The sequence below is a fragment of the Azospirillum sp. A26 genome, from assembly GCF_042604635.1.
GTDB lineage: Bacteria > Pseudomonadota > Alphaproteobacteria > Azospirillales > Azospirillaceae > Azospirillum > Azospirillum palustre.
The window spans coordinates 261,099-283,075 of the sequence record NZ_CP170473.1 but is presented as its reverse complement, the minus strand read 5'-3'; the positions used below and the strand labels follow the sequence as shown (position 1 = coordinate 283,075).

Genomic DNA, 21,977 nt, shown 5'->3' with positions numbered 1-21,977 from the left:
CTGCGATGCGTCCCAATCACAACCTCTTCTACATGACTGTCAGTTGCCTGAGCCGGCCGGGGATCATCTCCGCCATCTCCACCCACCTGTACGACCGCGACTGCGACATCATCGAAAGCGCGCAGTTCGTCGATCACGACGGCGAGCATTTCTTCCTGCGGATGGCCTTCGACGCTCCGGACGCGATCCGCAGCGAAGCCGCCCTCATCGAAGATCTGCAACCCATCATCGGGCGCTTCGGGATGAGCCTGACGCTGCGGGATGCGCGGCGGCGGCCGAAGATTCTGATCATGGTGTCGAAGTTCGGCCATTGCCTGAACGACCTTCTCTACCGCCACAGCATCGGGGCGCTGCCCATCGACATCGTCGGCGTCGTCTCCAACCACGACGCCTTCCGGTCCCAGGTCGAATCCCACGGCATCACCTACCATCACCTCCCCGTTTCACCCGGCACCAAGCGGGAGCAGGAACTCCGCCTGATGGAGATCGTGGAGACGAACGACGTGGAACTCGTCGTGCTTGCCCGCTACATGCAGGTTCTGTCGCAGGACCTCTGCACGCGGATGGCCGGGCGGATCATCAACATCCACCACAGCTTCCTGCCCAGCTTCAAGGGGGCCAAGCCCTATCACCAAGCCTACAAGCGCGGCGTGAAGCTGATCGGCGCCACCGCCCACTATGTCACCGACGACCTCGACGAAGGACCGATCATCGAACAGGAGGTGGCGCGCGTCGATCACTCGATGTCGCCCGACGATCTGGTCGCCATCGGCCGCGACGTCGAAAGCGTCGTCCTGGCCCGCGCCATCCGTCTGCACATCGAAGCGCGCGTCATGCTCCACGACCACCGGGCAATTGTCCTGCGGTAACAAAAGGAGTCCACCGATCTTGCAGCTCATTGACGAAAACGCCACCCAGGCGATCCGCCGCGCTTTCGCATCGGGCGGCCTCGCCGCCGCGGTGCAGGAATTGCGCCGGCATGTCGTGATCGAGGATGAACGCATGGCGCTCGCCACCGTCGAGGCGTTTCTTGCCAGTGTCCACAACGGCGACACCCGGCTATAAGGTCGCCGTTCCCGCCTTGTCGGGACTGTCGGCCCCGACATGCGGGCGTTTTTCCCCCTCCGGCGGATCAAGCGATGTCCCTCATCCAACCGATCGTCCCGCTGCTTCTCGCGGTGTTCCTGATGATGGGGGGAACGGGCGCGCTGACGACCATCGTCAGCGTCCGCCTGGATGCCGCCGGCGCGCCGCCCATCCTGCTCGGCGCCCTGACCGCCGCCTATTACCTGGGGGTGACGGTCGGATCGACGCAGGCGTTCCGGCTGGTCGGGCAGGTCGGGCACATCCGTGCCTTCAGCGCCTCCGCGACGGTTCTGGTCGCGGCGACGCTCGGGCACACGCTGGGGTCCGATCCCGCGGCCTGGATCGCCCTCCGCCTCGTGGAGGGCTGCTGCATGGCCGGCCTGTTCGTCTGCATCGAAAGCTGGCTGAACCAGAGCGCCACCTCGGCCACGCGCGGGCAGATCCTGGCGCTCTACATGATCGCGCTCTATGGCGCGCAAGGGGTCGGCCAGTATCTGATGGTCATCGACGATCCGCACGGCTTCAAGCAGTTCGTCATCGTGTCGATCCTGGTCTCGCTCGCCCTTGTCCCGGTCGCGCTGAGCCGCACCGCCCCGCCCCTGTTGCAGAAGCTGGAGTCCATCAGGATCGGCCATCTCTACCGCGCCAGTCCGCTGGGATTTGCCGGGACGGTGATCAGCGGGCTGATCGTCGGCGCCTTCTATGGGCTGGGTCCGGTCCATGTCCGGCATCTCGGCTACGATCTGGGCCAATCCGCGACCTTCGTCAGCGCCGCCATCATCGGCGGCATGCTCCTTCAATGGCCTGTCGGCAAGCTTTCGGACCTTATCGACCGGCGGCTGGTCCTGGTCGGTCTGTTCGCGGCCCTGGCCGTTACCAGCATCGGCATGACGATGCTGCCGCAGGGCAAGTTCGGCCCGCTGCTGGCCGGGATCTCCCTGTTCGGCGGCATCATCTTCGCGATTTACCCGATCTGCGTCTCGCACACCAACGACTTCCTGACACCGGCCGAAATGGTGCCGGCCAGCGGCGGCATGGTGCTGGGCTTCTCGGTCGGCGCCATTGCCGGTCCCTTCCTCGCCTCGCTGGTGATGGCGGTGTTCGAGCAGGATGGGCTGTTCCTGTTCTCGGCACTGGTCGCCATCGTCGCGCTGGCGTTCGCGCTCTGGCGGATGACGGTCCGCCCCCCTGTGCCGTTGGACCAGCGCCTTCCCTTCCTTCCCCAGGCCCCGATCCCGGGGCCCTTGGACGGTGTGACGCCGGGTGTGGAAAAGTCTGGGAACGGCCTCAGGGAGGAAGAGCCCGAAGCGGAACCGTCGAGGCTCTGAAGGCCCCCGGGGCGACGGAGGGCGGCACGACCGTCGATAAGATCCCTTTCCCAACCCGAAGCTGTCGATGTACCACTCGCATGAGACGGGGATGCTGCTTCACCCATGAAGCGTGCATCCCACAAAACTCCGGCATGTTGGCGAGATCGATGGTTCCTGTTTCCAGTATTCTTCATCCCCCGAAGCGGACGGCACCGATCATGAGGGTGCTGGGCACTGTCCTGGGATGCGCCGCGACGCTGCTGGTTGCCACGCTGATTTTCAGCGCGGCCCCGGCCCGTGCCGAGAACTGGCTCGTCGCTTCCGAGGATTTCTTCCCGCCCTATAATTTTACGTTGCGCGGCAAGCGGACGGGAATGGACACCGAGATCGTCGAAGCGATGCTGAAGGAAATCGGCGTGTATCCGGTTCACCGCCCGATGACCTGGCCGGAGGTGGTGCGCGCCCACGACGAGAACGAGGTCGATGTCGCGTTCCAGTTCTTCACCTCGCCCCGGCGTCTGGAGCGCGGCCATCTGATCGGACCTTACCGGGTCGGCGCGACCGTGCTTATGGTCCGCAGCAATTCGGACATCGGTTACACGGGTATCGAGGATCTGCGGGGGCTGCGGGTCGGCGTCGTCGAAGGCTTCGAATATACGCCCGAGTTCGACAAGTCGCAGCTTTTCGAAAGGGTTCCCAGCAGCAGCAGCGTCGTCTCGTTCCGGCGCCTGCTTCTCGGCCGTGTCGATGCCATCGCCGGTGATTTGCAGGTGCTCAAGTATCTTGCCGACAGCGAGGGCCGCACCGCGTCGGTCAAAATCCTGCCCAAGCCTCTGGCGATGGTGCCGCGCTACATCTCTGTGCCGAAGGCTCGGGCGGATAAGGCCGAACGGCTGCGTGCGGCCTATGAAAAGCTCAAGAAGGACGGCACCATCGACGCCATCGTCCGCAACTGGGACCGGTAGTCGAAGACCCGATCCCAAGGAGCCGGCGCATTGTTGCCGTCCCGGGGTTGACGCTCACTCCTGCGCATCCAGCATGAAGTGGCGAACCTTGTGCCGGTTCTCGATCAGCTCGTCGATGGTGGGTTCGTTGCGCATCGCCCGGCCAATGGCGATCTTGGTCGCCTCGTAATTGGTGCGGTAGAGATCGGACCGGTCGAGGTTCGCATCGGTGGCGCAGCGCGGATCGATCCAGACCATCACCAGAATGCACAGGTCGTTGATCCCGTCGCGCGGCAGAAGGCCGTCGATGACGCAGTCCAGCACCGCATCGGCGGTGGCGGCCTGGACGACGCCGCCGAACAGGTCGACATAGGCGCTGGACTTCATCGTCACCTTGGACACCATCATGGTGGCCGGGCGGACCATCTGGTTGCAATCCCGCACCGCGAACATACGGGTGTGGCCGGCGGTCTGCCCCATCATGGTGGCAAACGCATGGCCGGCCGGACCGTCGACCGTGCCGATCACGATTTCCGGCATGGCGTCGGTAAACTGGCCTTCCTTGGCGAAGACGGTGGCCTCGCCGACACGGAACAGCGGATTGCTCATGGGATTCCTGCTCTCTTGAGAAAGGGTGGTGGGGGCGGTCATCCGGTGCGGATGCCGTCCAGCAACTGTTCGATGCTGCCGCGCAGCCGTACGGTCTGACCGGCGAGGTCGGCAGCGGCGGACAGGACGTGCCGTGTGGCGCTTTCGGTGTCGCGGGCGCCGCCGGTGACATGCCGGGCGTTGCGTGCGACCACGCCCGCCCCGGATGCCGCCTGGTCGATGCTGGCATGAATGGTGGCCGACGCGGCGGCCTGCGCCTCCATCGACTTGGCGATGGCAAGCGAGATCGTGCTGATCTCCTCGATCACGGCGGTGATGCTCTGCAATGCCTGGGCGGCATTGCCGGTCGCGTCCTGCATCGCCTGGATGCGGAGCGAGACATCCTGCGTCGCCTTGGCGGTCTGGCTGGCGAGCTGGCGCACCTCCTGCGCCACCACAGCGAAGCCCTTGCCGGCCTCGCCGGCGCGGGCGGCTTCGATGGTCGCATTCAGCGCCAGCAGATTGGTCTGTCCGGTGATCTCATCGATGATGCGCACGACGTTGCCGATGCCCTCGGCCGACTGCCGCAGGCTGTGCACCGACTGGTCGGCCTTGCGAGCCTCCTCGACCGCAGACAGGGCGATGCGGGTGGAATCATCAATGCGGAGGCGGATTTCCCCCAACGACCGAAAGGTCTCGTCGGCCAACGCCGCGACCGACTGGACGTTGCTTGCGATCTGTTCCGCCGCCACCACGGTCTCGCCCGCTTGCTCGTTGGTGCGGTCGATGATGCCGGTCAGCTGTCTTGCGGTGCCGTCGAGCGCACCCGCCGACGAATCCACCGTGTCCAGCCCCTCCATCGCCGTCCGTTCGAAATGGGAAATCAGCGCCTCCAGCTGGACGGAGCGCTGGCGCTCGCGCCGCCGCGCCGCGATGTCCTGGAAGGCGGACCGGACATGGTCGTTCGCGGGAGACCCCAGGATTTCGTCCAGGGTGCCGACCTGCGCGAAGCGGCCGTTCTCCATAAAGGCGATCCGGTCCGCGATCCGCATCGCCTCGTCCGGATCCTGCGTGGTGAACATCACGGCCGCCCGATGCGCCCGCTGCCAGTCGAGTAATTCCGCCTCAAGTTCCAGCCGCAGGACGGGATCGACCCCGGCGAAGGGAGCATCCATCAGCAGCAATGGCGGATCGCCGATCAACGACCGCGCCAGCCCGATCCGCAGCCGCGCCTCGGACGGAATTTCAGGCGGACGCCGGTCGGCCAGATGGGCCAGCCCCATGCGCGTCAGCATGGCCCGGGCGCGATCCTGACGCTCACGCCGACGCGAGCCGGCGACCTCCAGCCCGAACGCCAAATTTTCCAGAACGGTGCGGTTGGGCATCAGTGCCGCGGCGCCGAAGGTCATCGCCATGCTATCGCGGCGGGCGGCCACCAGTTCGGCCGGCTTCATCGCCGCCATGTCGCGCCCGTTCAGGCAGACGATGCCTGAGGTCGGTTCGACCAGACGGTTCACCATGCGGATCAGGGTGGATTTGCCCGAATTGGACCGCCCGAGAAGGCCAAGGATTTCGCCGGCCGAAAGACCGAACGAAACATCGGCAACCGCCACCACCGCACCGGTTTCCCGCTGGATGTCGACTTGGTCCCTCCCGGCATGCAGCATGGTCAAGGCGCGGGCGGCATTGCCGCCGTACAGCTTGCACAATCCCGTAACCGACAACATCCCAATGCCGGCCGGCACCACGCCTTGCAGGTGAGTTGGGCCTTGCAGGTGAGCTGGCGAGTTCATCGGCGCTCCCGATCGTGAAAGGACTGGAAACGGGAATGGCGGGAGACGGCCGTCCATCACGCGATTGCGTGTTGTGAACGGACCGCCTCCATCGACAGTGCTGGGAATGGTACGGGAAAGGGTGCCCGGCTGCAGATCAGAGCTTGCCAGTGACCCAATAATCGATCCGGGTCTTGTTGTTCTTGATGTAGTTGTCGACCGCCTTCTCATAGCTGGTCTGGCGGGCTTCCTGCATCATCGCCTCTAGATCGCCGATGGGCAGGACCATCCGGTTCAGGAATTCGTAGATTTCCGGGTGATCCTGGTAGAAGCCCTTCCGGACCACCGCGTTCACGCTCTCCAGCCCGCCCAGCGCGCCCTTCGGATCCTCCAGATAGCGCAGCTTCCAGTTGGCGAACATCCAGTGAGGGCTCCAGCTGGTCACGACGATCCACTCGTTGCGCTTCATGGCGCGCTCCAGAGCGGCGAGCATCGCGGCGTCGCTGGCCGACACCAGCTGCATTCCCTTCAGATCGTAGGTCTTCAGCGCCTTTTCCGACGCCTGCATCAACCCCGATCCCGGATCGATGCCCTGAATCTTGCCACCGAGCTGCTTCTGCACCTCCGGCTTCTTCAAATCCTCGATGGTCTTGACCTGATCGACGGGGATGTAGTCCGGCACCACCCAGCCCAGGCGGGCACGGGTGTAGAGCGGGCCGAGATCGACGATGTCCTTGCCGACCTTGTCGAGATAGGGCTTGTGGGTCAGCGGCTGCCACGACATCAGCATGGCGTCCAGCTTGCCGCTGGCGATGCCCTGATACTGGATGCCGATGTCGGCCATCGTCAGTTCGACCTTGTAGCCGAACCGCTCCTCGATCACCGCTTTGGCGAGTTTCGTCACCGCCTCGGCGTCCGACCAGGCGGTCCAGCCGATGTTGATCGACTTCTCCGCAGCCTGCGCCGGAATGGCGGTCACAGCGGTCCCCAGACCGACCGTCATGGCCGCCGACAGCAGCATGCCCAAGGCTTTACCGAAGATTTTCATCAAGAAGCCTCCTCGTGTCGTTTGTTTGTTTGAGTGTCGTTTGTTTGGGTTCTTCCGCTTGGATTGACCGATCCGCCGTGCCGGGACTTGAACCGGACGCGTGCGCGTGGCCCGGCAGGTCATCTCCGACCTACCGGTGACTGCGGTCGCGTGACGGGTTGGCGTCCATGTAAACGGATGGCCGACCGCCTTCCGGCATTGAACGGAAAGCTGTTTCCAACCGATGCGAACCTTTGCTGGCATCAGTGCTGATTGAGGAAGAATGCCGGCCTTGAAAGCAAAAAACCTTCATCACAGCGGCAGTTCATATCGCATTTGCGACAACGCCGTATAACGTCTGCCTGCCCGGCGAATGCTGTCGGATTTACCAGCGGATATTTTAAAATCTGCCATGGAAATAGGAAAACGCTTCGGCAGTCCTGTGGCGATGAGACGTTACGAAGGATAGCTGGCACTTATCATCTCGCCGAACGCTGGCCCTGCTCCCGGCCGGATCGAACGACCATGCTTCCCGAATATTCGCATCCTGTCGCAAACCGACCATTGCCTCCGGCCCGGCCTGCGCAAAAAGACAGGATGTCCTGTCGGCCTTTTTAAAGTTGATGTCGCAATCCAGAACGCGACGCGCTGCGGCTGGCGGCAGGCTGTGTGTCGTGGAATCGAGAAAATCGCAGCCCGGTCAAGGTTGAAGCGGCTCCACGAACGCATTGCCCAACTCCCGCTGGCCCACTCCCGCAGAAGGTCAACAACCATGTCGTCCGAGATTTCCATAGAAGCCCTGCTGAAGCGCCGAAAGAAGGGTCACAGCCTGGAAGCCCCGTTCTACACCAGCGACGAGATCTTCAAGCTGGACATGGAAATCATCTTCGGCCGCCACTGGCTGCATGTGGGTGTGGAACCGGATGTGGCGGAGCCGGGCGACGTGATGGTGGTGGACATCGGCAAGACGTCCGTCATCGTCATGCGCGACGACGACATGGAACTGCGCGCCTTTCACAATGTCTGCCGCCACCGCGGCGCGCGCATCGTCCTGAAGGAGAAGACCTCCGTCGGCAATCTGGTGTGCAGCTACCACCAGTGGACCTACGGCCAGGACGGCGAGCTTCTGTTCGCCGAGCATATGGGCAACGATTTCGACCGCAAATGCCGGAACCTGAAGAAGGTCCACATCCGCTCGGTCGGCGGCCTGATCTTCATCTGCCTGGCGGAAGAGGCTCCGGACGACATCGACCGCATGGCGGCGGCCATCGAGCCCTACATCCTTCCGCACGATCTGAAGAACTGCAAGATCGCCAAGACCGTCGACCTGATCGAGAAGGGCAACTGGAAGCTCACGATGGAGAATAATCGTGAATGCTACCACTGCGTCAGCAATCATCCCGAACTGACCATCCCGCTGTTCGAATACGGCTTCGGCTTCGCCCCCGACGGCACCAACCCGAAGCGGATGGAACATGCCGCCAAGTACGATGCCCTGGTGCAAAGCTGCCATAGCAGTTGGGAGGCCTCGGGCTTCCCCAGCCGCGAGATCGAGCATCTGACCGACACCACCGGCTTCCGCGCCGAACGGCTGCCGCTCGACGGTGCCGGCGAGGCCCACACCAAGGACACGCGCAGCGCCTCCAAGAAGCTGCTGGGGTCGATCACCGAGCGCAAGCTGGGTGCCTTGTCCTTCTGGACCCAGCCGAACTCCTGGAACCATTTCATGAGCGACCACATCGTCACCTTCTCGGTGTTCCCGCTCGGTCCCGACCGCAATCTGCTGCGCACCCGCTGGCTGGTCCACAAGGACGCGGTGGAAGGCGTCGATTACGACCTGAACCGCCTGACGGAGGTGTGGGAGGCGACCAACCAGCAGGACGCCGATCTGGTCGAGATCTCGCACAGCGGCGCCATCAGCCCCGCCTACGAGCCGGGCCCCTATTCGCCCTACACCGAGCCGCTCGTCGAGAAGTTCACGGAGTGGTATGTCGGCCGCATGGCCGAGCATCTGCTGGGCAAGCAGGCCGCGGTGAGCGTCGCCGCCGAATGACGCGGCGCCGGGGCGTCCCGGCCGGCAAGGCGCCGGGACCGCCCACCGTTCGCGACCAAGGCTTCACGGCTCAGGAAGAGAGATGACGATGCAGCAGGATGCGGCTCTGCCTCCGGTCCGGAACTGGGATCCCGAAATCGACGACACGCTGGTGTGCCGGGCGGTGCGGGACGAAACGCACGATGTGAAGACCTTCGTCTTCGCACCGCGGCAACCCTGCCTGTTCCGGTTCAGGCCGGGCCAGTTCATCACGCTGGAACTGCCCATCGGCGGCGAGACCATTCACCGCAGCTACACCGTCTCCTCTTCCGCCGCCCGGCCGCACCGGCTTTCGATCACCGTCAAGCGGGTGCCCGGCGGCCCGGTGTCGAACTGGCTGCACGACACCCTGAAGCCGGGCGACACCATCCGCGCGGTCGGCCCGCTCGGCGAGTTCACGCCGGCCGAGTCCGAGACGCCGCGCAAGTTCTTGTTCCTATCCGGCGGCAGCGGCGTCACGCCGCTGATGTCGATGACCCGGACCTTCGACGACCTGGGCGAAGACCACGACATCGTCTTCGTCCACGCCGCCCGCACCCCGGCCGACATCGTCTTCCGCCGTGAGCTGGACGCGCTGACCGGCCCCGGCCGGCGCCTGCGCGTCGCCCATGTCTGCGAGGGAATCGGCACCGAGGCCCATTGGGCCGGCTTCACCGGGCGTTTGTCGCTGCCGATGCTGGGCATGATCGCGCCGGACTTCATGGAGCGGGAGGTCTATGTCTGCGGCCCCGGTCCCTTCATGAAGGCGGTGCGCACCTTCCTGGAGGAAGGCGGCTTCGACATGAGCCGCTACCATCAGGAGAGCTTCAATTTCGAAGAGTTGGTGGCCGATCTCGCCGCCGGGAAACCGCCCCAGGAAGCCCCGGTCCAAGAGGCACCGATTGAGGACGCGCTGCAAGCGGCCGGCTTCCGCATCGAATTCGCCAAGACCGGCAAGGTCTTCACCTGCCTGCCGGACATGGCCGTGGCGGATGCCGCATCGGCGGCCGACATCCGGGTTCCGACATCCTGCTCGCGCGGGCTGTGCGGGACCTGCAAGACAAAGTTGATTTCCGGCACGGTGGAAATGAACCACACCGGCGGCATCCGCAAACGGGAGATCGACCAGGGGTTGATCCTGCTCTGTTGCAGCCGTCCCACCAGCGATCTGGTGGTGGAGCGTTAGACGCATCGCCACTGAATTGTCTTCCGGGGGCAGGCCGCTGACGCTAGCATTCCGAAGGATGGAAGATGGCCGTCAAGCGAGGGCCATCGGACTGGGAGGGTGTCCTGGTGGGGAAGACAGTGGAATATCGCCGGTTCGGCGGTAGCGGTCCCGCCCCCCGGCAGGAGGAACGCGCGCTTCTGTCGGTCGGGTTCATCCTGACCAACAATTTCACCCTGACGGCGCTGGCCCCCTTCATCGACGCCCTGCGGCTGGCGGCCGACGAGGGCGACCGGTCGCGGCAGATCCGCTGCCGCTGGACCATCATGGGCTCGCGGGCCGAACCGGTGATGTCGAGCTGCGGCATCGGCGTCGCCCGCTGGGAACCGCTGACCGATCCCCGCCGCTTCGACTATGTGGTCGTGGTGGGCGGGTTGCTGCATGGCGGCCCGCAGTTGGACGACGAAACGCTGGCCTATCTGCGAGCCGCGGCGTCCTATGGCGTGACCCTGGTCGGCGTGTGCACCGGCAGTTTCGTGCTGAGCCGCATCGGCCTGATGAAGAACCGGCGCTGCTGCGTCAGCTGGTATCATCACCGCGATTTCATCGAGGAATTTCCCGATCTGGTGCCGGTGGCCGACCAGCTTTACGTGGTGGACCGCGACCGCATCACCTGTTCGGGCGGCGCCGGGGTGGCCGATCTGGCCGCCTTCCTGATCGAGCGCCATCTGGGCCGCGCCACCGCCCAGAAGACCATGCACATCCTGCTGATCGACAAGGCGCGTCCCGCCAGCCAGTCGCAGCCCCAGCCGCCGACCGTGGTGGAGATCACCAACGACCGGGTCCGCCGCGCCCTGCTGCTGATGGAGCAGCACATCAGCGATCCGCTATCGGTGGAGGAGATCGTCCACCGGCTGAACGTCAGCACCCGGCAGTTCGAACGGCTGTTCCGGCTGGCGGTGGGCACCAGCCCGGCCACCTATTACCGGTCCTTGCGCCTGCGCTATGGCCACTGGCTGCTGCGCAACACCAAGCGGTCGGTCACCGCCATCGCGAACGAGGCCGGCTTCGCCGACTGCGCCCACTTCTCCCGCCAGTTCCGGGAGCTGTTCGGCGTTTCGCCGTCGGACGTACGCCGCACCGCCGGGCCGGATGCGGAGGCCGATCCGCATGTCTCCCCCCTCGCCGCCTTCCGGCGCACCAACGCCAATTCCCTTCTGCCCGACCGCCGCCTGTTCGAAGATCCGGAACCGATGGCCTAGGACACCGCGCAAGTCGACTGACGGGATAGGTTACCGCCGATTTTCCAAAAAATTCATATGCTTGTTCGGCCGGTGCCCTCCCGTTCCGCTCCTGTCGCAAAAAGGTAATTCCCGGTCGCGGGGGGCAACGCGACAATGACGCCGATGGTGAATTCTTGGCAGGCTCAATACTGGGGATCGTTCCTGCCATGTCCTCACCCGCCGAAGCCCTTCTGAAGCCTCTGCAGATCAAGCATTTGACGATCCGTAACCGCGTGATGAGCACAAGCCACGCGCCGGGCTACGGATCCGAAGGCAAGCCGAAGGAACGCTACCAGCTCTATCACGAGGAAAAGGCCAAGGGAGGCATCGGCCTGACGATGTTCGGCGGCTCCTCCTCCGTCGCGGTGGATAGCCCGGCGGCGCCGTGGAACCAGATTTCCGTCGCCGACGACAGCGTCATCCCCTTCTTCCGCGAATTCTCCGACCGGGTGCACCGCCACGGCGCGACGCTGATGATCCAGCTGACCCACATGGGCCGGCGCACCCGCTGGGACACCGAGAACTGGCTGCCCACCGTCTCCGCCTCGGCCGCCCGCGAACCGGCGCACCGCAATACACCGAAGGAGATGGAGGATTTCGACTTCACGCGGATCATCGCCGGCTATGCCGCCGCCGCCCGCCGCTGCAAGGAAGGCGGGCTGGACGGTTTCGAGCTGTCGGCCGCTCATGGCCACCTGATCGACCAGTTCTGGAGCCCCTCGGCCAACCGGCGCAGCGACAGGTATGGCGGCAGCCTGGAAAACCGCATGCGCTTCGGCATCGAGGTGTTCGAGGCGATCCGGGCCGAGGTCGGCGACGATTACGTCATCGGCATGCGCATGTCGGGCGACGAGCTGATCGACGACGGCCTCAGCCACGAGGACTGCATCGCCATCGCCCGGACCTATGCCGAACGCGGGCTGATCGATTTCGTCAATGTGCTGGGTGGACAGGCGCGCGATCATCTGGCGCATGCCATCTCGCTGCCCAACATGTCCTTCCCGGTGGCTCCCTTCCTGCATCTGGCCAGCGGCATCAAGCGCGAAGCCGGCATCCCGGTCTTCCATGCCCAGCGCGTGACAGACCTCGCCACCGCCGCCCGCGCGGTCGAGGAGGGCCATGTCGACATGGTCGCCATGACCCGCGCCCACATCGCCGACCCGCATCTGGTGCGCAAGCTGATGGAAGGGCGGTTGGACGACGTGCGGCAGTGCGTCGGCGCCGGCTATTGCATCGACCGCATCTATGTCGGCGGCGACGCGTTGTGCATCCAGAACGCCGCGACCGGCCGCGAGCGGACCATGCCGCACGTGATCCCGAAGGCGGAGCGCAAGCGCCGCGTCGTCGTGGTCGGCGGTGGCCCCGGCGGGCTGGAAGCCGCCCGCGTCTGCGCCGAGCGCGGCCATTCGGTCGTCCTGCTCGAACGCAACGCCGCCCCCGGCGGCCAGATCGGCATTGCCGCCAAGGCGACCTGGCGCGAGGCGATGAGCGGCATCACCCGCTGGCTGTCGCAGCAGGTCACCAAGCTGGGCGTCGATGTCCGCCTCGGCGTGGAGGCCGACCGCGCCGCCGTCGAGGCCGAGAACCCCGACGTGGTGATCCTCGCCACCGGCGGCCGTCCCAACCGCGGCGACTTCAAGGGCGCCGATCTGGCGGTGTCGACCTGGGACATCCTGACCGGCGCGGTGGAGCCGACGGGGACCGTCCTGATGTATGACGGCACCGGCCAGCATCACGGCGCGTCCTGTGCGGAGTTCATGGCCAAGCGCGGCGCCCTGGTGGAGATCGCCACCCCCGACCGGATGGTCGCGGAGGAGGTCGGCACCACCAACCAGCCGATCCACCTGCGCGAGCTGTACAAGCTGAACGTGGTGATGACCACCAACCACCAGCTCGTGGAAATCTACCCGGAGGGCAACCGCCGCGTCGCCGTCCTGCGCAACGAATACACCCACGAGGAAGAGGAACGGCTGGTCGACCAGATCGTGGTGGAACTGGGCACCCTGCCCAACGACGGCCTTTATTTCGATCTGAAGGACCTGTCGCTGAACCGTGGCGAAACCGATCTCGACAGCCTGATCGCCGGCCGGCCACAGCCGGTCCAGGCCAACGGCCATGGCGGCTACACGCTGCATCGCATCGGCGATGCGGTGGCCGGCCGCAACATCCACGCCGCCATCTACGACGCGGCGCGTCTCTGCAAGGACATCTGACACCTCCACCCCCGCCAGCGCCCCCAGCCAAGCGACAGGAGCCGTCCGACGTGATCGCCACCGCTCTCACCACCGTCGTCCTTGCCGTCCTCGCCATCGGCGCGGCATTGGCCGCCTGGCAGTCGCGGCGTTGGCTGGCTGGCCGGCCGGCGACGGTCGGTGTGGTCGCCGGGTTGCGCGCCCTGCCCGGCCGCTATCTGGTCGATGTCCATCATGTCGTGGGGCGGGCGCCGTTCAACGCCCGCTTCCATGCGCTGGTTGCCGGCGGGTTCCTCGCGGCGCTGGTGCTGCTGATGGCGATGGGCATCGCCTTCGGTGGATCGCGCGTTCTCTGGCTGCTGCTGGCGGTGGTGCTGGCGGTCATGCTGGCGGGTGCCCTGATGGTCCGGCATCGCCGCCGGGTCTTGCGCCCGCGCGAGCTGTCGCAAGGGCGCTTCGCCCGCCTTCCCCTGTCGCTTCTGGGATTTTCCGGCGGTCTGCTGCTGGTGGCGCTCGACCAAGCGCTGGGCGGCGTGATGCCGGAGGCGCTGGCGCTGATGCTGATCGCGGTCGCCGGGGTGGCGATGGCCGATCTGGTGTGGGGCGTGTGGAAGGGGCCGCTGAAGCATGCGGTGCATGGGGCGCTGCATCTGGCCTTCCATCCACGTCCGGCCCGCTTCCACGACGGCAAGGGGCGTGACACCGGGTTGAAGCCGCTGCCGCTCGCGCCTGGGGAGGAGACCGAGCCGGGTGCCCTGGGCGTGGAGCGCCCCGTCGATTTCGCCTGGAACCGGCTGCTCGGCTTCGATGCCTGCGTCCAGTGCGGGCGCTGCGAGACGGCCTGCCCCGCCTATGCCGCCGGCCTGCCGCTGAACCCAAAGAAGCTGGTGCAGGATCTGGTCGCCGCGATGGACGGGCAGGCCAGCGACGCCGCCTATGCCGGCAACCCCCATCCCGGCCGCGGCGTCGGCAAGGCCCATGGTGGGGCGGCGCTGCCGCTGGTCGGACCGGACGCGATGATCCATCCCGACACGCTGTGGTCCTGCACCACCTGCCGCGCCTGCGTGCAGGAATGCCCGATGATGATCGAGCATGTCGACGCCGTCGTCGACCTGCGCCGCTTCCAGACGCTGGAACTCGGCGCCACCCCCGGCAAGGCCGCCATCATGCTGGAGGAGTTACGCGCCACCGACAATCCCGGCGGCCGCCCGCTCGCCCGGCGCTGGGACTGGGCCGCCGACCTGTCGCTGCCCCGGCTGCCGGCCGGCGGGTTCTGCGACACGCTGCTGTGGGTCGGCGACGGCGCCTTCGACCTGCGGGTCCAGCGCTCGCTGCGGGCACTGGTTGTTCTGCTGCGCCGCGCCGGGGTGGATTTCGCCGTGCTGGGCGAGGAGGAACTGGATTGCGGCGACGTCGCCCGCCGGCTGGGCGACGAGGCGACCTTCCAGTCGCTGGCGACCCGCAACGTGGCGACGCTGAACGCCCGCCGCTTCACCCGCATCGTCACCGCCGACCCCCATGCCCTGCACACGCTGCGTAACGAATATCCGGCCTTCGGCGGCAACTGGACCGTCACCCACCACACCGCCCTGCTGCTGGAACTGATCACCGCCGGCGCGCTGACGGTGACCAAGCCGGTCGGGCGCAGCGTCACCTTCCACGACCCCTGCTATCTCGGCCGCTACAACGGCGAGATCGAGGCGCCGCGCGCCCTGCTCGACGCCATCGGCGTGGAGCGCCGGGAAATGCTGCGCGCCGGCCTGCGGTCGAGCTGCTGCGGCGGCGGTGGCGGTGCCCCGCTGACCGACGTGTCGGGCGAGCGCCGCATCCCCGACGTCCGCATGGAACACGCGCGGGAGACCGGCGCCTCGCTGGTCGCCGTCGCCTGCCCCAACTGCGCCCTGATGCTGGAAGGCGTCGTCGGTCCCCGGCCCGAGGTGGCGGAGATCGCCGAACTGGCGCTCGCCGCGACGGAGACCGCCCGATGACCGGCTCCCAAATCCGCCGCCGCGTCGATCCCCGCGCCGAGCGTGCCGCCCGCACGATCCTGACCGGCCAGCGTCCGCGCCTGCTGCGCCAGCCGGTCGCCGCCGCAGACAACGAACGCCGCCGCGATCCGCGCGCCCTTCGGGCTGCCGCATTGGTCCAGAGCCAGCCGCGCCCGCGCTATGACTGGGCCCGCGATGCGGCCTCGGCCGACACTGCCGTGGCTGTCGGAATCGCCGTTGCCGCCACGCCCGCGATCCCGCTCCGGGTGATCGCCGAGCCGGCCTATCTGGTTATTGCCATGCTCGACCGCCCCGGTGGCGAGGTCGGCGAGCATGACCGGCAGGTGATCGCCGCTGCCCGTCTGCTGGCCGATGCGGGGGGCGGTGCCGTGGTGACCGTCTGCACCGGTTCGGGCGAGGCGTTGGCCGAGGCCGGGTCCGACCGCCATGTCGCCCTGCCCGACGGCTGGGCCGACGATTACGTGCCGGAACGGCGCGCCGCCGCAGCTTCGGCGCTGATGACCGCATTGTCTCCCCGCCACATCCTGTTCCCGGATAGCCCGGACGGCGCCGACGTGGCGCGGCGGCTCGCGGCGGCAACGGGAGAGCGGCTGTTCACCGGCGTGCAGAGCCTCGTCCCCGACCGCGCGACCCGCCAGTCGGCCGGCGGATCGCTGGAGACCGGGCACCGCCCCACCCGGCTGATGACGGTCGCGGTGGACGCCTTCGCCCCGCTCGACGGTGTGCGGCACGAGGCCCGGCCGCTCGATCTCGAAACGTCGGTGGCCGCGGAGGAGGTCCTGCCCCGCCTGGGCGGCGCCCGCCGGCTGGCGGTCGATCCCGACGCCCTGTCCCTGTCGGAAACCGATTTCATCCTCAGCGCCGGCAATGGCGTGACCGACTGGCGGAGCTTCGCCGAACTGGGCGAAACGCTCGGCGCCACCCGTGCCGGCAGCCGCGTGGTCTGTGACGCCGGCCACCTGCCGCGCGAACGGCAGGTCGGCGCCTCCGGCACGGTGGTCAGCGCGCGCTGCTATCTCGCCTTCGGCATCGCCGGCGCGCCGCAGCATCTCCAGGGCATCACCGGCGTCCGCCACGTGATCGCCGTCAACACCGACCTCCATGCCGAGATGATCAAGCGCGCCGACCTGTCCATCGTCGCCGATGCGCAAGCCGTCATGCCCGCCCTGATCCGGCTGATCCGGGAGCGCCGCCATGACTGAAACAGCCATGCTTGATGTCGCCGTCCTGCTGTCCGTCGGCCGCCACCCGGTCTCCGGCCGTGCCCGCCGCGCCGCCACCGACGCGCAGGCGCTGGAAATGGCGCTGGCGCTGCGCCCGAAGCGGCTGACGGCAATCCATGCCGGACCGGCCGCCGATGCCGATGCGCTGCGCGGCTATCTCGGCATGGGGCTGGAGCGGCTGACGGTTCTGGTCCTGCCGGAGGGAAGCGATCCGGTCGAACCGCTGATCGCCCATCTGCGCCGTCTCGCCCCGTCGCTGATCCTGACCGGGAGGCAGGCCGAGGACGGGGAGGGCAGCGGCATGCTGCCCTATCTGATCGCCCGCGGCCTCGACGCCGCCGTCGTCGCCGATGTGGTGCGGATCGGCACCGCCGATGCGCCGGCCTCCACGGCCAGCATGACCGAGCTCGTCCAGGCGCTGCCGCGCGGACAGCGGCGGGCACTGACCGTCACCGGCCGCCTCATAGCGACTGTCCATCCATCCGCCCCGCCCGCCCGCGCCTCGGCCTTCGGCCCGGCCCGGCGGGGCGTCATCGAGCCGGTGGCGGTCCAGGCAACCGCCGATCTCTTCCTGTCGGAGTGTGAGCACTGGCCTTGGCGCCCAAAGCCCAAGCTGATGCGCGTCAAGCGCGGCGGTTCGGCCCTGGACCGGCTGAAGGCGGCGACCGAGAGCAAGAGCGGAAAAGGCCAACTGCTGGTCAACCCGACAGCTGAAGCGGGGGCGCTGGCCATCTACGACAGCCTTGTCGAACAGGGAATGCTTCCATGAAAACCATGCAAAACGATCCTCCCAGTACCACAGGTCACTCTGTCGCCAACCCGGGGGAGACACGCCGATGAACACGATGATGCGAAGCGCGGTCTCGGTCGGCGGCCCTGCCAGCCTGGGCTTTCCCCGCGGAGCGGCCAGGACGGGCATCGGCGAGGATGCGGCGGTCCGGCTGGAAGTGCGGAACGTCTACAAGGTCTTCTCGGCCGATCCGAAGCCCGCCCTGTCGATGCTGCGCCAGGGCGCCAGCAAGGCGGAGGTCCTGGAAAAGCTGAACGTCAATGTCGGTGTCCTCGACGCCAGCTTTCAGGTCCGTGCCGGCGAAATCTTCGTCATCATGGGGTTGTCGGGGTCCGGCAAATCCACCATGATCCGCCTGCTGAACCGGCTGATCGAGCCCAGCAGCGGCGAAATCCTGCTGGACGGCAAGGATCTTGTCAGCATGTCGAAGGCCGACCTGATCCAGGCCCGCCGCCGCAACATGGGCATGGTCTTCCAGTCCTTCGCCTTGATGCCGCATCTGACTGCGCTGGACAACGCCGCCTTCGGCCTGGAAATTTCCGGCGCCTCCAAGGCGGAGCGTCACAAGGCGGCCCAGCAGGCGCTGGAGCAGGTCGGCCTGGGCACCTATGCCCACCGCTACCCGCGCGAGATGTCCGGCGGCATGCAGCAGCGCGTCGGCCTCGCCCGCGCGCTGGCCAACGACCCGACCATCCTGCTGATGGACGAGGCCTTCTCCGCGCTGGACCCGCTGATCCGCACCGAAATGCAGGACGAGCTTCTGCGCCTGCAACGCGAACAGCAGCGCACCATCGTCTTCATCTCCCACGACCTCGATGAGGCGATGCGCATCGGCGACCGCATCGCCATCATGGAGGGCGGGCGCATCGTGCAGGTCGGCACCCCCTACGAGATCCTCAGCCGTCCGGCCGACGATTACGTCCGCTCCTTCTTCCGCAACGTCGATGCCTCGAAGGTTCTGCGGGCCGGCGACGTCGCGCGGTTCGAGGCGACCAACACGGTCATCCGCCTGCCCGGCGAACTGGCTCCCGCCTTGCAGCAGCTGCGTGAGAACAACCATAATTTCGGGTATGTCCGCACCCCGGAAGGCCATTTCGAAGGCATCGTCTCGCGGGCGACGCTGGAACGCGAGCTGAACGGTCCGCAGCCGCGCTTCGTCAATGCCTTCCTGCCCGGCGTCCGTACGGTCAACGCCTCGGCGCCGATCCATTCCCTGCTCGCCCTGGTCGCCGACAGCGAATGGCCGGTTCCGGTCGTCGACGACGACGACAACTTCCTCGGCGCCATCTCGCGCGCCCTCATGCTCCACACCTTGGTTCGGGGGGATTGACCGATGGATTTCGAAATCAGAATCGGCAAATGGGTTGAGGAACTGGTCACATTCATGCTCGACCATTTCCAGCCGACCTTCGACGCCATCGCGACGGTGGTGAACGGCTTCGGCGGCGCCATCGACTTCGTGCTGGTGGGCGCGCCCGCCTGGCTGCTGATCGGGCTGATCGTCGCAACCTCCCTGTGGCGCGTCGGCACCGGCTTCGCCGTCTTCACGGTCGCCGCCCTGTCGCTGATCGCCGGCATGGGGCTGTGGACGGAAACCGCCTCCACCCTGGGGTTGGTCCTGACCGCCACCCTGCTCAGCCTGCTGATCGGCGTGCCGCTGGGCGTCTGGATGGCGCGCAACCGCGTGGTCGAGAGCATCGTCCGCACCACGCTGGACTTCATGCAGACCATGCCGGCCTTCGTCTATCTGATCCCGGCCGTGATGTTCTTCGGTCTGGGGCGGGTGCCGGGCATCCTCGCCACCGTGATCTTCGCCATGCCGCCGGCCGTGCGCCTGACCTCGCTGGGCATCCAGCAGGTTCCGGCCGAGATCGTGGAGGCCGGCAAGGCCTTCGGCTGCCATGACCGCCAGCTTCTGTTCAAGGTTCAGCTGCCGAACGCCCTGCCCTCGATCATGGCCGGGGTGAACCAGACCATGATGATGGCGCTGTCGATGATCGTCATCGCCTCGATGATCGGTGCCGGCGGCCTGGGCAATGTCGTGCTGCAGGGCATCCAGCGGCTGGACATCGCGCTCGGCTTCGAAAGCGGGCTCAGCGTCGTTCTGCTGGCGATCATCCTCGACCGCATCACCCAGAGCTTCGGCCAGACCGCCGCCGCTCCGCGCCCGGTGCGCTTCGCGTTCCTGCGCCGGTTCCTGCCGGTGCCGGCACGGTGAGCCCGGGGGCTCTTCCGGAAGGGGGCTCCGCCGCCGCTCTTCCGGCGCGGCCCCTGCCTCGTCACGGGCTGCGGCCGCATGCCGATGCACAGGCACGTGGACCGGGGTTGGAGCCGGGGCCGGGGTTGGAGCCGGGCGGCATGCAGGTGGAGCGGCTGGCCGGCGTCGCCCTGGCCGACCGGCTGGAGGAACTGGCCGCCCTGCGGCTGGCGGTGCTCGGCGAGTTCCCCTATCTCTATCGCGGGTCGGCCGCGTACGAGGAACGGTATCTCTCCGATCTCGGCAGCCTGCCGGGCGGGCTCATCCTTGCCGCCTTCGACCGCAACCGCATGGTCGCGGCGGTCACCGGTGCGCCGCTCGACCAGGAAATCGACGCCTTGAGCGATCCCTTCACCCATGCCGGCCGCGACCCGAGCGCGATCTTCTATTTCGGTGAGGTGGTAGTCCTGCCCTCCCACCGCGGGCGGGGTGTCGGAACGGCCCTGCTCGAAATCGGCGAATCCCACATCCGCGACGACGACCGCTTCGCATCCGCCGCCTTCGGCGAGATCGTGCGCTCCACCGACCATCCCCGCCGCCCGAAGACCTACCGGACGCCCGACGCCGCATGGCGGCGGCTGGGCTACAGGCTGGAGCCGGACATCGGCGGCACATTGTCCTGGTGCGACTCCTGCGACCGGGAAGAAACCGCCAAACCCCTTCGCTTCTGGGTCAAGTCCTTCACCCCCAGCACCGGAGCATGACGCATGCCGCATGACGGCCTTGTCTTCGACCTCCCGGCCGGGGAGAGAGCGGGCGACGAGTGTCCGCTGCTGATCCGCGAAATTCCCTACCGCGATCCGGTCGCCGCCTTCGCCCCCTGGTCCGGCCAGCCTTTCGCCGCCCTTCTGCACAGCGCCGCGGAAGCCGGCGGCCGGGGCCGCTGGAGCATCGTCGCCGTCGATCCCTTCCGCACGGTCGAAGCGCGCGGCGGCTCCGTCACGGTGGATGGCGAGGCGGTTGCCGGCGATCCGTTCACCGTGCTCGAACGGGAGCTGGACGCCCATCGCCTGCCCGTTCCCGCCGACCTGCCCGTCCCCTTCGCCAGCGGCGCCGTCGGCTTCCTCGGCTATGAATTGGGACAGGTGCTGGAACGGCTGCCGGCACGGCATGGCGACGACAGCGGCCTGCCCGACATGGCTTTCGGGCTCTACGACACGGTCATCGTGTTCGATGAACGGGAGCGGCGCGGCTGGGTCCTGTCCAATGGGTTTCCCGAACGCAGCCCGGTGAGCCGCCGCCTCCGCGCCGCCCACCGCCTTCAGTCCTTCGCCGATGCGCTGGCAGCGGCGCCCAGCGATCTGCCGCCGCCCAACGCCGCCACCGCGCCCTGGCGGCCGGAGATCGAGCGCGACGAGTATTGCCGCCGGGTGGAGCAGGTGCTGGAGTACATCCGCGCGGGCGACATCTTCCAGGCCAACTTCACCGGGCGCTTCCTGGCCGACCGCCCGGCAGGCCTGTCGGTGCTCGACCTCTACCGCCGCCTGCTGGCGCGCAGCCCCGCCCCCTTCGCGGCGTGCCTGTCGCTTCCCGGCGGCACCGGTCTGGCCAGCGCCTCGCCGGAACGCTTCATCCGGCTCGACGCCGACGGCCGCATGGAAACCCGTCCGATCAAGGGAACCCGCCCGCGCGGCGCCACGGCGGAGGAAGACGAGGCGCTCGCCCGCGAACTTGAACACAGCATCAAGGATCGGGCCGAGAACCTGATGATTACCGACCTGCTGCGCAACGACATCGGCCGCGTCGCGCGCATCGGCAGCGTCAAGGTGCCGGTCCTGTGCGGGGTGGAGCGCTTCGCCTCCGTCCATCATCTGGTGTCGGTGATCGAAGGGCGGCTGAAGCTGGGGCTGGGGCCGGTCGATCTGCTGCGCGCCACCTTCCCCGGCGGCTCGATCACCGGCGCTCCCAAAATCCGCGCCATGGAGATTATCGACGAGCTGGAGTCTTCCCGGCGCGGCGCCTATTGCGGATCGGTGGCCTGGATCGGCTTCGACGGGGCGATGGACAGCAGCATCGTCATCCGCACCCTGACCGTCACGCCCGACCGCGTCATCGCCCAGGCCGGCGGCGGCATCGTCGCCGATTCCGATCCCGGCGGCGAGCATGACGAGATGATGGTGAAGATCCGCCCGCTGTTGCGCGCACTGGATGGCGGCTGAGCCGGCGACGACCGGCGCGGGTGCTGGGAAAAAGCCAAGGCCCCGACCGGTTCAACGGTCGGGGCCTTCCTGTGTTGGGCGATGGCAGAGAAGGACCGCCG

18 protein-coding genes are annotated in these 21,977 nt (G+C 67.2%); 15 read left to right on the top strand and 3 right to left on the bottom strand.

Annotated elements, in window-relative coordinates:
• Window positions 1-5 precede the first annotated feature (5 nt).
• The 4 genes from purU (at window position 6) to ABNQ39_RS15840 (ending at window position 3,361) form a co-directional block, all read left to right on the top strand.
• Complete coding sequence (gene purU, locus ABNQ39_RS15855; protein WP_376961509.1) at window positions 6-869, top strand: formyltetrahydrofolate deformylase; 864 nt, start codon at window positions 6-8, stop codon at window positions 867-869.
• Window positions 870-888: 19 nt separating this feature from the next.
• Entirely contained in the window at window positions 889-1,065 is a 177-nt protein-coding gene (locus ABNQ39_RS15850; RefSeq protein ID WP_376961507.1) for a hypothetical protein, read from the top strand.
• A gap of 74 nt (window positions 1,066-1,139) precedes the next feature.
• The gene (locus ABNQ39_RS15845; protein ID WP_376961505.1) at window positions 1,140-2,414 is read left to right on the top strand and encodes an MFS transporter; all 1,275 of its coding nucleotides are present in this window, start codon (window positions 1,140-1,142) and stop codon (window positions 2,412-2,414) included.
• An 80-nt stretch (window positions 2,415-2,494) separates the two neighbouring features.
• Window positions 2,495-3,361, top strand: a complete 867-nt coding sequence (locus tag ABNQ39_RS15840) for a substrate-binding periplasmic protein (RefSeq protein WP_376961503.1) — start codon at window positions 2,495-2,497, stop codon at window positions 3,359-3,361.
• Window positions 3,362-3,415: 54 nt separating this feature from the next.
• Here ABNQ39_RS15840 and fae read toward each other — a convergent pair whose 3' ends face one another.
• The 3 genes from fae to ABNQ39_RS15825 all read right to left on the bottom strand — a co-directional run bounded on the left by fae (window position 3,416) and on the right by ABNQ39_RS15825 (window position 6,748).
• A complete protein-coding gene (gene fae / locus ABNQ39_RS15835) occupies window positions 3,416-3,949 on the bottom strand; it encodes a formaldehyde-activating enzyme (RefSeq protein WP_376961501.1) in 534 nt (177 codons plus the stop codon).
• Between the two features lie 38 nt (window positions 3,950-3,987).
• Window positions 3,988-5,721 carry a methyl-accepting chemotaxis protein gene (locus tag ABNQ39_RS15830; protein ID WP_376961499.1) on the bottom strand — a complete coding sequence of 578 codons (1,734 nt, stop codon included), beginning with the start codon at window positions 5,719-5,721 and terminating at the stop codon, window positions 3,988-3,990.
• Window positions 5,722-5,857: 136 nt separating this feature from the next.
• Window positions 5,858-6,748, bottom strand: a complete 891-nt coding sequence (locus ABNQ39_RS15825) for a glycine betaine ABC transporter substrate-binding protein (protein ID WP_376961497.1) — start codon at window positions 6,746-6,748, stop codon at window positions 5,858-5,860.
• Window positions 6,749-7,499: 751 nt separating this feature from the next.
• Here ABNQ39_RS15825 and ABNQ39_RS15820 point away from each other — a divergent pair.
• The 11 genes from ABNQ39_RS15820 to pabB all read left to right on the top strand — a co-directional run bounded on the left by ABNQ39_RS15820 (window position 7,500) and on the right by pabB (window position 21,876).
• On the top strand, window positions 7,500-8,780 hold the full coding sequence (locus ABNQ39_RS15820) for an aromatic ring-hydroxylating oxygenase subunit alpha (protein ID WP_376961495.1): 1,281 nt from the start codon (window positions 7,500-7,502) through the stop codon (window positions 8,778-8,780).
• An 82-nt stretch (window positions 8,781-8,862) separates the two neighbouring features.
• The gene (locus tag ABNQ39_RS15815; RefSeq protein ID WP_376961493.1) at window positions 8,863-9,984 is read left to right on the top strand and encodes an FAD-binding oxidoreductase; all 1,122 of its coding nucleotides are present in this window, start codon (window positions 8,863-8,865) and stop codon (window positions 9,982-9,984) included.
• A gap of 65 nt (window positions 9,985-10,049) precedes the next feature.
• Window positions 10,050-11,225, top strand: coding sequence for a GlxA family transcriptional regulator (locus tag ABNQ39_RS15810; protein WP_376961491.1), 1,176 nt, complete (start codon window positions 10,050-10,052; stop codon window positions 11,223-11,225).
• Between the two features lie 257 nt (window positions 11,226-11,482).
• Window positions 11,483-13,459: an FAD-dependent oxidoreductase gene (locus ABNQ39_RS15805; protein WP_428846411.1), complete on the top strand. Its 1,977-nt coding sequence runs from the start codon at window positions 11,483-11,485 to the stop codon at window positions 13,457-13,459.
• A gap of 50 nt (window positions 13,460-13,509) precedes the next feature.
• Window positions 13,510-15,426 carry a DUF3483 domain-containing protein gene (locus ABNQ39_RS15800; RefSeq protein WP_376961487.1) on the top strand — a complete coding sequence of 639 codons (1,917 nt, stop codon included), beginning with the start codon at window positions 13,510-13,512 and terminating at the stop codon, window positions 15,424-15,426.
• Window positions 15,423-16,649, top strand: coding sequence for an electron transfer flavoprotein subunit alpha/FixB family protein (locus ABNQ39_RS15795; protein WP_376961485.1), 1,227 nt, complete (start codon window positions 15,423-15,425; stop codon window positions 16,647-16,649). The genes ABNQ39_RS15800 and ABNQ39_RS15795 overlap by 4 nt, the downstream gene beginning before the upstream one ends.
• The gene (locus ABNQ39_RS15790) at window positions 16,642-17,439 is read left to right on the top strand and encodes an electron transfer flavoprotein subunit beta (protein WP_376961483.1); all 798 of its coding nucleotides are present in this window, start codon (window positions 16,642-16,644) and stop codon (window positions 17,437-17,439) included. Before ABNQ39_RS15795 ends, ABNQ39_RS15790 begins: the two co-directional genes overlap by 8 nt.
• A 67-nt stretch (window positions 17,440-17,506) precedes the next feature.
• Complete coding sequence (gene proV / locus ABNQ39_RS15785; RefSeq protein ID WP_376961481.1) at window positions 17,507-18,790, top strand: glycine betaine/L-proline ABC transporter ATP-binding protein ProV; 1,284 nt, start codon at window positions 17,507-17,509, stop codon at window positions 18,788-18,790.
• Window positions 18,791-18,793: 3 nt separating this feature from the next.
• Entirely contained in the window at window positions 18,794-19,678 is an 885-nt protein-coding gene (locus ABNQ39_RS15780) for an ABC transporter permease (protein WP_376961479.1), read from the top strand.
• 140 nt (window positions 19,679-19,818) lie between these two features.
• The gene (locus tag ABNQ39_RS15775; protein ID WP_376961477.1) at window positions 19,819-20,421 is read left to right on the top strand and encodes a GNAT family N-acetyltransferase; all 603 of its coding nucleotides are present in this window, start codon (window positions 19,819-19,821) and stop codon (window positions 20,419-20,421) included.
• A gap of 3 nt (window positions 20,422-20,424) precedes the next feature.
• A complete protein-coding gene (pabB, locus tag ABNQ39_RS15770; protein ID WP_376961475.1) occupies window positions 20,425-21,876 on the top strand; it encodes an aminodeoxychorismate synthase component I in 1,452 nt (483 codons plus the stop codon).
• The last annotated feature ends 101 nt before the right edge of the window (window positions 21,877-21,977 follow it).